Genomic DNA, 11719 nt, shown 5'->3' on the forward strand with positions numbered 1-11719 from the left:
CGCCATTGGCTTTGGTAGAGATAGAAGTCATTCTTAGGTAGACCTGCTGTATCGATAATTCCAAAGAAGGAGCTCTTAACCGGGGTACGATCCATATTGTGCCAAGGAGTCGGCTCACCGATATAGTCAATACCTGTCCAGATAAACTGACCAGCATAGCCAGCATGGTCACGGTCAAAGGTCCATGACTGGGTCGCTGTCCGGCCCCATGCTACCTTGTCATTTCCGTAGTCAGACTGCTCATAACGTCGACCAGCACTGTGGTCATGGTTCAAAATCCGTGATGGATCGTAGTAGGAGCCGCGAGTCCGAGTTGCAGAAGATGTTTCTGAGCCATAAATCTTCCAGTCTGGATGAGCCCTACGCACTGCTTCATAGTTATGCTCGCCATAGTTCATCCCTACGACATCCATGATTTTAGCGATTTCGATAAAGCCGCCAGAAGAACGTTGGCTAAATTTATTTTCACCCATGGTGACATAGCGTTCTGTGTCAATGGCCTTGATAACTGCCTTCAAGCGCTTAGCTGTCGCAATAGAACGCGCATCTCCATTGGCTTCTTCAACTTCATTTCCGAGAGACCACATGATGATAGATGGATTGTTCTTGTCTTTTTCGACCATCATTCTCAAGTCAAAGTCAGACCATTTCTCACCTGGTTTAGCATCTGGATGGGTTGCTTCTTGGTCAAAGAATCGGCCGTAGTCATAAGTCTTCTTACTATGATACCAAGTATCAAATGCTTCTTCCTGTACTAAGAATCCAAGCTCAGCCGCAGCATTCAACAACTGTTCGCTGGCTGGATTATGCGAAGTACGAATAGCATTGACACCCATCTCCTTAAGCAATTTCAGTTTGCGATAGATGGCCTTGGCATTTTCTTCAGAGCCCAGTGCTCCATTGTCCTGGTGAATACATACGCCGTGGAACTTCATGCGCTCGCCGTTTAGTGAGAAGCCATCTGCTGCAGTCCAGTCAAAGTAACGGTAACCAAAGGTATCTTCAGTCACATCAACCAGTTGATTGTCTTTATAGACCTTGGTCTTCATGACATAGAGCTGTGGCTTATCTGATTTGGTCGTCCACAGGGTTGGTCTGTTGACCTGAAGCGTTTGGTCAAATTGAACTTCCTGATTAGCTAAAAGTTCTTTGACAGCGGAACGGACAGCTGCTGAGACAGCCTGACCTTCTTTGGTAAAGACCTGGTGCTCAACATAAACCTGATGCGCCTTGCTATCGGTATTGACAACCTTGCTGGCAACAACTGTATCAACCGCTCCCTGCTGCTGTTCTTTTAGCTTCGGTGTGGTGATCTTATTGCCATGTTTGCTGACATGCAGCTTATCTGTCATGACTAGATGAACATCACGGTAAATACCGCTACCTGAGTACCAACGGCTGCTTGGTTGCTTATTGGTAACTTGAACAGCTATCGTATTTTCACGACCATCTTTATAGAGATAGTCAGTAATATCATAAGAGAAGTGATTATAACCATTTGGATAGTGACCGACATGCTTGCCATTGACATAGACATGCGAATCCATGTAAACACCATCAAAAGTCAGACGAACGTTCTTGTCCTTGTTTTCTTCCTCCAGTGTGAAGGTCTTACGATACCATGCCACTCCACCATTTAGCTGACCGCCCTCATTGCGAGCTGGAGACGAATGATCAAAGTCAAAGAAGATACTCCAGTCATATGGCAGATTAAGCTTGGTCCAATCCTTCATATTGATATTTTCCTTGGATTGGTCGCCAGTCGGATTAAGTTTAAAGTACCAGTCTTTATTAAAGTTTTGCTTACGAGCCTGAAGCAAATCTTTCTCTTCTTTAGTGACTGGAGGCGTTACAATCGGCTGATCTGTTTTTTGATCAGGTGTTGCAGGCTGATCGGGCGTAGACGGTTGAGATGGAGTTGAAGGTTGATCTGGCGTGGATGGTTGAGATGGAGTTGAAGGTTGATCTGGCGTGGATGGTTGAGATGGACTTGGTTCCTCTGGTAGGTTTGGACGATTTTCTGGAACAAAGTTATCTGGATTATCCAAAATTTCTTTCAATTGATTAACTGCATTGAAGATTGCTTGGACATCTGGTGTTTCTTTTGCCAATTCATTTTCCAAAACAGTCTTATGTTCTACAAAGGCAGTACGGCTATTCGGGGTATCTTTCAATAATTCTGGGGTAATTTGATTGACAGTTTCTTTCAACTGCTTCATCTCTTCCACAAAGTCCTGTTTGGAAATGAGATGAGAACCAGTTCCTTTTGTCACGACCCTATCTAATTGGATTCCGATATTTCTAGTCAAGTCATTACGCTCAGGATCCAGCTCCATGGTCAGAACGTGAACATCGTCCTTCAAACCTTTAAGGGAAACCAGCGTTTGATTTCCTTTTCGTTGAGCCGCTTTACCACTAAAATATTTCTTGCCGTTGTATTCTGTGGCATTTCCTTGACCTTCTTTATAGTCTAAGACTTTGCCATCTAGGCTGACCTTATAAATACCATGATTTGGATCCACAAAACCAGTTAGATCGATTCCTGTCCCGCTGAAAATAGCTGTCACAGAAAGTTTTTTCTTGGCATCGGCAGACAAGCCGTTATAAGAAGCCCAACTTTCTGTATTGCTGAAATTTCCCTGAGCATTGGTCTGTCTGTGCCAATTTGAACTGTAGATAAGCTGACTGGCTTGGTCATCGTATTCTTTTTGGTTATGCGAAAGACTATCCGCTTTCATGACACGAACTGTTGCAGATGAGTTAAAGCCAAGTAAGCTGCCTTCTGTTGGGTCAGATAACTTAACTTTAAAGTCAAAGACTTGGTCTTCTTGTTCTTTAAAGTCAATAGTCTGGAGCGTTACTGTCTTTTCGGTTTCCCCATCAGCAAAGTGCAAAATCTCTGTCTTGTCTTGGTAAACCTTGCCATGAACACCTGTTCCGGGCTCGGTCACCACACGGACATCTGCTGAACCTTTAGCACCGCCTACACGTTTGACAGTAACAGTGACAGTTTTACCTTTTTCAGCTTCATAGCTTGCTTGACTTAGCTCAAACATGCCCTTGCTTTGGTTATTTAAAGTATAAATCCCCTCAGTTGCAATGGCACGATTGCTAGCATTCACCAGCTTGATAGTATGAGTACCTTCGGCTAGGTTGCCTGTTTCATATACCGTTTGACTGCGTTTGCGCACGGTGCTCTGCGTATCAATCGTTGCCACTTTTTGACCATCTACATAGACATCCATCGGACCGTGTTGCGGGTCGACAGTAGACACGACATAGGCCTTAGTTCCTGTGAATTGATATTCAACGCTGGCATCTTTTTGGTTAGTCCACATAGAACTTCCGCGAACACCTTCATTTTCTTGATGCCAAGTCGTATTGTTCTTATTTCCCTCAGTATTAGAATGATAATCCAAGCCCAAAGGATATCCATCTGTCTTTTCGATAGACTGAGGTGTTTTGTAGAGCGCAAAGTTGGTCAAAATCGGAGTCGCCTGAGCACCCGTAATAGTAACACGGATTCTTCTAGCAGTGACCGGCTGGCCTTGGATAAGACGGCGGTAGCCAACTGTACTGCCTTCGCCATAGCGAACCCAACGACCATTGACTTCTACGTCAATGTTGAAACCGGAAATCCGCTGACCTTTAGCAATATCTTCTTTCAACTCGACCACATCAAAACGCTTATTCTCTCCCAAATCAACTGTAAAAGAACCAGTCAAGGCATCATTTGATAGCGCCCAAGATGTCTTGTCATCACCATCAATCAGATGATTGACATTGTATTTGGCATTCTTCCGTGTAGAATCCGCTACCACACTGGCACCTGCTGCTAGATTAGTAGAATACATGTCTTTGAGCGTCTGATGAAATTCTTTTAATCTTGCAACATCAACATCTGCAAATCGTCCTTCTTTGTTAGGTGGAATATTGAGCAAAAGTGGTGTTCCACGACCGACAGACTTGAAGTAAATATCCATCAATTCACGCAAAGATTTTGGTTGCTGATTTTCATGATAGAACCAGCCTGAGCGAATGGATACATCCGCTTCCCCAACAGAATACATATCTCCAGTAGGGTCCCCATGATTCAGATAGTCTGTTGACGGATTAGCTAGAATCTTGTCGCGTTTCACCTTATGCCAGACTGGGTCACCTGCTGTGCCTTTTTCGTTCCCAATCCAGCGGACACTTGTTGGCTGAGCAGAGAAAATAGTGATGTCACCCTCTGCTTTTTTAATATATTCGAACCATTTATCAAAAGTATAAGTGACTTTCTGCGCTCCTTCTCCTCGAGCACCATCCATCCAGACTTCGACAAATTTTCCTTTGTTACCGTATTTAGGATTGTCTAAAATCTCCTTGAGTTGATTGAGGTAGTATTCATTATACTGATCCTGAGTGGCAACCTTATAAGACGGATGATTGGCATCCCACGGAGAAAGATAGACCCCAAGATTCATGTCATATTTGGTCGCAGACTTAGAAACTTCTTCCAAGACATCGCCTTTACCATTTTTCCACGGACTGGCTGCGACAGTGTGATTTGTATGCGCAGACGGATAAAGAACAAAACCATCATGGTGCTTAGTAACCATAATCGTCCTTTTGAATCCTGCTTCTTTTAACACTCGAATCCATTGGTCTGTATCTAAATTAGTCGGATTAAAATTAGAAGGATTTTCACGACCATTTCCCCACTCAGAGTTGGTATAGGTGTTCATACCAAAGTGGATAAAGGCGGCTAATTCTTCTTTGTGGTAGTCCAATTGAGCCTTGGTTGGAAGTGGTCCATAATCAGCAATTTCTGTTTCCTTATTTTCAGTAGGACTTGCTGCTTGAGCTGGCAAAGTGGGCTGGCTAGCTTCATTGCTAGCGGAAATTTTCGGCTGCGTAGGTTTCGGTTGAGTGACTCCCTCATTTGCCACTGGCTGAGCCGGTTTGGGAGTAGCTACCTCTGATGTTGCTTCAGAAGTATTTCCGCTATTATCAGAACTGCTTCCTCCATTGTCGCCAGAGTCGGCTTTTGCTAATTTAGCTGGTAAACTGGTTAGACCTTCTACCTGCTCGACCGTGCCAGAATCATTTTCTCTGCCACCTGATGACTCGCTAGTAACCGTTGCTGAACTGGACGGTTGTACCACATCAGCCGATGCCAATGGCATACCAAATAACAGGACACCTATCATAACAGAACAAGCGCCGATAGCATATTTTCGAATACTAAACTTACATTTCTTTTCCATAAAGGAACCTTCCTATCTGTACGCTTCTCACCAGTAAGCGTTTGCAACTTTATTTAAAAAAATATATTTTATTTGACTTATTTAANTTGAATTTATCGTAAAAACAGACGGAACATAACTTACACTATATCTTTTCTCAAGCCATGTTCCGCCCTTAAATCGCTGGTACATAGACTAATGGCTATGTACCAAACTTTGTGTCGGAAATGTTTTTTTACATATTTTCCTTCTTCTTCATCAGGAATAATCCTGTCAATGCTAACAGAAGGCCGAGAAGGAAGGCTGAATCTGTTGCTGTGCCTGTACTTGGTAAGGTTGCTGACTTAGTGGCTGAACCTTTAGTAGAATCATCTGCTTTAGCTCCTTGCACTTGCTCCTGCATCTGCGGGGTTGCAGTTGACTTGTAAACAACCGCATAAACACCTAGCTGATCTGTCATGTACTCGATATAATGACCTTTTTGCTGGAAGGATACCGCATCAAGCTGATTAGCTACTGTCATAAAGAAGACATTTTCAACATCTTTGTTAGATGCAACTGGAAGGCTGACAAAGACCTTGCCCTTAGGCTGAACAGCTTTGCCAAATTGGTCTTCTAGTCTAATGTCGTAAGCATCATAGAGCTTACCTTCTAGGCTTTGAGCTGCTACTTTCTTAACCTTCAAGGCCACAACTTGATCAAGCGTAGACTTCATGCCAATCACTTGAACCTTGGTAGCTTCATCCGTCAAGATACGCAAGTTATTTTCTGGCTTAGATGGTTTAGATGGCTCTACAGGCTTCTCTGGTGTAGTTGGTTTGTTTGGTTTCTCTTCCTTGCTTCCAACTTCCACGATTTGATCTACTGGGGCTTTAGAAACGAAGCTGTCGCGAGTCAATCGACCGGTTTCTTGACCATTCTCAATCGCCACTTCTACAAGCGTTGTCTTTTCACCGTCCTTGCCTTCTTGGACAACTTTTCGTGTGCCCTTCGGCAATTGTGGATTTTCGCGTTCGATGGTATTAAACGGCAGAGTCTCTGTCACAATATCTAGGCGTGGCTGTTCGACAACAAGATTCTTAAGACCTTGATCTGGTGTAACTTGCTCAACTGGTTTGCCAACTTCCACAATCTTGTCGACTGGGGATTTGGAAACGAAGCTGTCACGAGTGGTGCGACCAGTTTCCTTGCCATTCTCAATCGTCACTTCAACAAGCGTGGTCTTCTCACCTGACTTGCCTTCTTGGACAACCTTTCGAGTACCCTTCGGCAATTGTGCATTTTCACGTTCGACGGTGTTAAACGGCAGAACTTCTGTCACAATATCCAAGCGTGGTTGCTCGACAACCAGATTCTTAACGCCTTCTGCTGGTGTAACCTGCTCAACTGGCTTTCCAACTTCCACAATCTTGTCGACTGGGGCTTTGGAAACAAAGCTATCGCGAGTCACTCGACCGGTTTCCTGACCATTTTCGATGGTCACTTCCACAAGCGTTGTCTTTTCACCGTCCTTGCCCTCTTGGACAACTTTTCGGATGCCCTTAGGCAATTGAGCACTTTCATGTTCGACGGTGTTAAACGGTAGAACTTCTGTCACAATATCCAAGCGTGGCTGCTCGACAACCAGATTCTTAACTCCTTCTGCTGGTGTCACTTGCTCAGCTGGCTTGCCAACTTCCACAATCTTATCAACTGCGTCTTTGGAAACGAAGCTATCGCGAGTCACTCGACCAGTTTCCTGACCATTTTCGATGGTCACTTCGACAAGCGTGGTCTTCTCGCCGGCCTTGCCTTCTTGGACAACTTTTCGGATGCCCTTAGGCAATTGAGCACTTTCATGTTCGACGGTGTTAAACGGTAGAACTTCAGTTACCACATCCAAGCGTGGCTGCTCTACAACCAGATTCTTAACGCCTTCTGCTGGTGTAACCTGCTCAACTGGCTTGCCAACTTCCACAATCTTGTCGACTGGGGCTTTGGAAACAAAGCTGTCGCGAGTCACACGGCCGGTTTCTTGACCATTTTCGATGGTCACTTCCACAAGTGTAGTCTTCTCGCCGGCCTTGCCTTCTTGGACAACTTTTCGTGTACCTTTCGGCAATTGTGGATTTTCACGTTCGACGGTATTAAACGGTAGAACTTCTGTCACAATATCCAAGCGTGGTTGCTCGACTACCTGAATCTTAACACCTTCGTCTGGAGTCGTTTTGTGAACTGGAGGTGTAGTATCCGCTGCTTTCTTCACTAGCTGGATCCGGTATTCCTTAGTCGTTTGACCGTCTTCCGTCACCACACGAACAAGACTTGGAAGCTCATCGCTATCAGACTGAACAACTGTTACAGTTGCTTTGTTTGTAGCAGTAGCTTCAATCCTTGGTCTTGTACCTTGATACTCCAGACGGTAATCTGTCTTATCTGCTGCAAAATCAGCCAAGGCTTGACCATTAACAGTGATGTTCGTTACTGTAGTTGACTGAAGCGCTTCTGTTGGTGTAACGGCAGTGAACTCTACAAGTGCAACCCCGTTAGTCGTATCCTTGCGTGTCATTCGGGCACGGATAGCTTTTGTTTTAACTGGATCAAAGTTGAAATGAATCATCTTGCCAGCTATGATTTCGCTATCTGCTGTATAGTTCAATTGCTTCCAATTATTTGCATTGTTAAATGGATGATCAGCTTGCTCAGCATAACGAGAAGCTGGATTTGGCTCAGTAAAGTCTGGACCGTCATAGTATTCTAAGACGAGACTTTGTGGTGCATCTGTTCCACTATCTCTGAAGAACTGCATACCAACTTGTTGTACTGTCTCAGCTGAAATCTGACCTTGCTTTTTGAAAAGCACACCGACAGATACTTCTTTACTTGGAGCCTGTCTTGACCAGTTAGTCCAGCGATTGCTTTCGTTGGTCGAACCATCATTTACATAGTGAACCCTATCTTGTGAAGCTTGATCTGTGTCATTAGTCGTTGAAGCAAAGGCAAGTGAATCTTGGTCGTTATGATTTTGGTTTAAAGCAGCATTGCGTCCAGTTTGCTCGCTTACCCGTACTTTAAGCTGTGCCTGCAGATCTGTTCCTGGAATCGTTCCTGTCAGTGTAAAGCTACCTTTAGTTCGAAGTAGACTTTCATCAACTGGATTCCAAGTAACTGCTAAATCTTTCTTAACCCACTCAGTACCACTTGGGTAATAAACTGGTACAGTTGATGGCAACTGGAGTCTCTCTCCTACATTTACGACTGTTGATAATATTTCAGCAGCCACAGGCTTACCTATTTGCTTACTCTCTTTGACAAAGCGAATGCGGTACTCATCCACGATTTGACCATTTTCAGCCTTGATGAGTACACGGACAGGATCCTTTTCAGATGCTGCTGGAATCACTGTCGCTAACCCATTGTCGCTTACTTCTGCAGTCACTTGATTGCCTGTTTCTTTCTTGACAATATCATATTCCTTGATAGCGCTGTTAAAGCCTGGGATAGGCTGTCCATCTACCATGATCTTGGCGGTTGCACTTGTCGCCTCTTCAACACTGTTGCCCATAACAGTGAGCTCAGTCAAACCAACACCTGAGGTGTTCGCTTTCTTCTTCATACGAATACGTATAGCTGGTGTTTCTATCTTATCAAAGCGGAAGACATTTTCAGAGTTGGCACTTAGGGTCTGAGGCGCACGAAGACCAGTTACCTGTTTCCAGTTACTTGATTGATTGAATGGATGCTGCGCTTCTTTACGAACATGGTTAACATCTTTTGGTAATTCTGGAAGATCTTTGCCAGCATAGTATTCAATAACATATTCTTCTGGCAGACCAATAGAACCATCCGTGTAGAAGTCTGCTTTTAGATTATCAACAAAGCGTTTAGTCAAGTCACCTGCATCTCCAAATAAGATACCTGCATAATCTTCTTCATTTCCAGTACGCCAGTTGGTCCAACGATTCTTAGCTCCGCCTGAAGTTCTTGAAATGTGGGTATCATTTAGAGCACTAGCGCTATCATCCCCACCAGTATCAGATACAAAGGCTGCTGGAAGTTCTGACCCTGTCCATTGTTTAGAGATATTCTTATTTTGGACCGTTTGCTCAGACACTCGGATGTGAGCCTTGGTTCTCAGATTGAGTCCCACGACTGTTCCTGTAACTTCTATTTTTCCAGCTTGAGCCGTTGCATCAGATGGAACAGCCTCCCAGTTTACTTCTTTGTACTGGACACTGCCATCAGAGTGATAAGCACGGACTGTTGCCGGAAGTTTAATCTTCTCACCTTTTGGCACGGCCAATGACACTTCTTCAGCTGTCAAGAAGCCTTCAACAGTCACATGAGCTTGCGCTTCAATGTCAGTACCTGCTACTCGCCCCTTAACGGTAAAGCTATGATAGCGATCAACCTTTTCTTGGGGAATCGGCTCCCAAGTCACGGCTACCTTACGCGGCAAACCTTGATTATAAACTGCCAGTACTTCTTGAGGGAGAGTTGGCACCTTATGCAAATCTGTCGATAGCTTAATCGTCCGCAGCTCTGTAATGGTCTTTTCTTGTGTATTTTCAGCGATGCTCAAGGTTAGTTCTTGCGAAGTCAGAGTCTTATCTGCCTTTGCAAGACGAGCTGTGATACGAGCTGTTCCTTTACGATAGAGTAAGAGCTTACCATTTTCAGCTTTGATCTCCGCTCCATCTTCTGAGCTAATCGTGATGTTAACATCATTTTCTGACAGAAGCGCCCGAGTGCCATCTTCATAAACACCGTTGACTTTATACGGTATAGCTTGATCTTCGACCAGATTTTCTGTCTTTTCTACTTCTAGCTCAATACCAGTCAAGGCCGGGCTAGCTTCGACAAATTGCAGGCGATAAACTCGAGTCAGACGACCAGACTCGTCTGTCACAAAGACAGAAGTCAGCTTGTCATTGTCAGCACTAGCCTGTTGTATAGTAGCCGTTGCACCTCCTGTAGTTGTCGCTGAAACTGTCGGTACAGTTGCACCATAAGCAAGTGGAATGCGATAGTAAGTCTTGTCTGCGCTAAAGTCAGCCAGAGCCTTGCCACCAACCTGAATACCTGTCACAGCCCCTTCGGTTAAGGTCTGATTAGACGCTCGGAATCTAGCCGACACAGAAATGTCCGAGTCTGCAACTTTTCCTGTAGCTGTTGTTTCGCCATTTTCAGTCTTCAAGGCATCTGGATTTTCCAAAGTCCAAGAGCTGACTTCAGCATCTGATGTCGTACCGTCAGAAAAGACTGCTGTAACTACTTTATCTAAATCTTCTGTTGCTGTATTGACTGGCACTGTCTGGTTTTTTGGCAACCAAGTTACCAAATCCAAAACTTTCAGCATCAAGCGAGCAGTCAGGTTTGTACCTTCTACATTTCCTAAAACTTCTTTGACGCCACGCGTTTTAGTCAGATCAGCTGGTATCTTCCAAGTCACAGTCTTATCTTCTGTACTGCCGTCATTGTAAACAGCTTTGACTGTCTGTGGAAGTTGTGCTTCGTCACCAACCATAGCTGTTGCTTTTGCTGGGAGTAAGTCAACCAATTCTTTGGCAGACTGTATTCTTTTCACTGTATAAACCGTTGCAGAATCTGAGACTAAACCTTCTGAATCAGCATAGAGGGTAAATTTTCCAGCTGTTTCTGTCGACTTAACGATGACCACACCCTTGCCATTAAAGGCCTTGCGTTTCCATGTGCCATCTGCTTGAGCCTTGTAGCGCTCACGGCTAGCCTGTTCACCATTATCTACACCGACAATTTCGCCTTGTCCATGTAGATTGAAATGCACAAGATTATTAGCTGTCGGTACGAGATTGCCATTAGCATCCACAATTTCATAATGGATATAAGTCAAATCTTTTCCATCCGCACCGATGACGTGCTCTTCTTTGACAAGGCGGACATTGCTAGCTTGCTCAGCAGTTGTCACTGTATCACGAGCAATCTCTTTGCCAGACTCATCACGAGCAACTGCCACTAGAGTACCTGGCTTGTATGCAACCTTCCACTCTAGATAGAGTTGACCATTTTCACCTTCTTGATAGCTTCTGCCATCTGCTGTCTGCTTCTTGGTAAAGGTCTTTTTGCCAAGTGATTCATTGTTCAGATAGAGTTCAACGCTGGCTGCATTTGAGAAGACGCGGACAGGCACCTTGCCGTCAACCAACATCTTTCTGTCTTGCAGACTCTCCTCGTCCCAATTCCAGTGTGGCAACATGTGAACCATCGGCTTGTCTTGGACTGAGCGCCATTGGCTTTGGTAGAGATAGAAGTCATTCTTAGGTAGACCTGCTGTATCGATAATTCCAAAGAAGGAGCTCTTAACCGGGGTACGATCCATATTGTGCCAAGGAGTCGGCTCACCGATATAGTCAATACCTGTCCAGATAAACTGACCAGCATAGCCAGCATGGTCACGGTCAAAGGTCCATGACTGGGTCGCTGTCCGGCCCCATGCTACCTTGTCATTTCCGTAGTCAGACTGCTCATAACGT

2 protein-coding genes are annotated in these 11719 nt (G+C 44.6%); both read right to left on the reverse strand.

The features are described 5' to 3' along the window. Positions 1 to 5249 (reverse strand): alpha-L-fucosidase (locus D8791_RS10125; RefSeq protein ID WP_185760588.1); only part of this gene is annotated, 5249 nt, incomplete at its 3' end. 214 nt (positions 5250 to 5463) lie between these two features. Further along, on the reverse strand, positions 5464 to 11719 hold a 6256-nt coding region (locus D8791_RS10130; protein ID WP_125447742.1), incomplete at its 5' end, for a G5 domain-containing protein.

Source organism: Streptococcus cristatus, from assembly GCF_003943515.1.
Taxonomy (GTDB): domain Bacteria; phylum Bacillota; class Bacilli; order Lactobacillales; family Streptococcaceae; genus Streptococcus; species Streptococcus cristatus_D.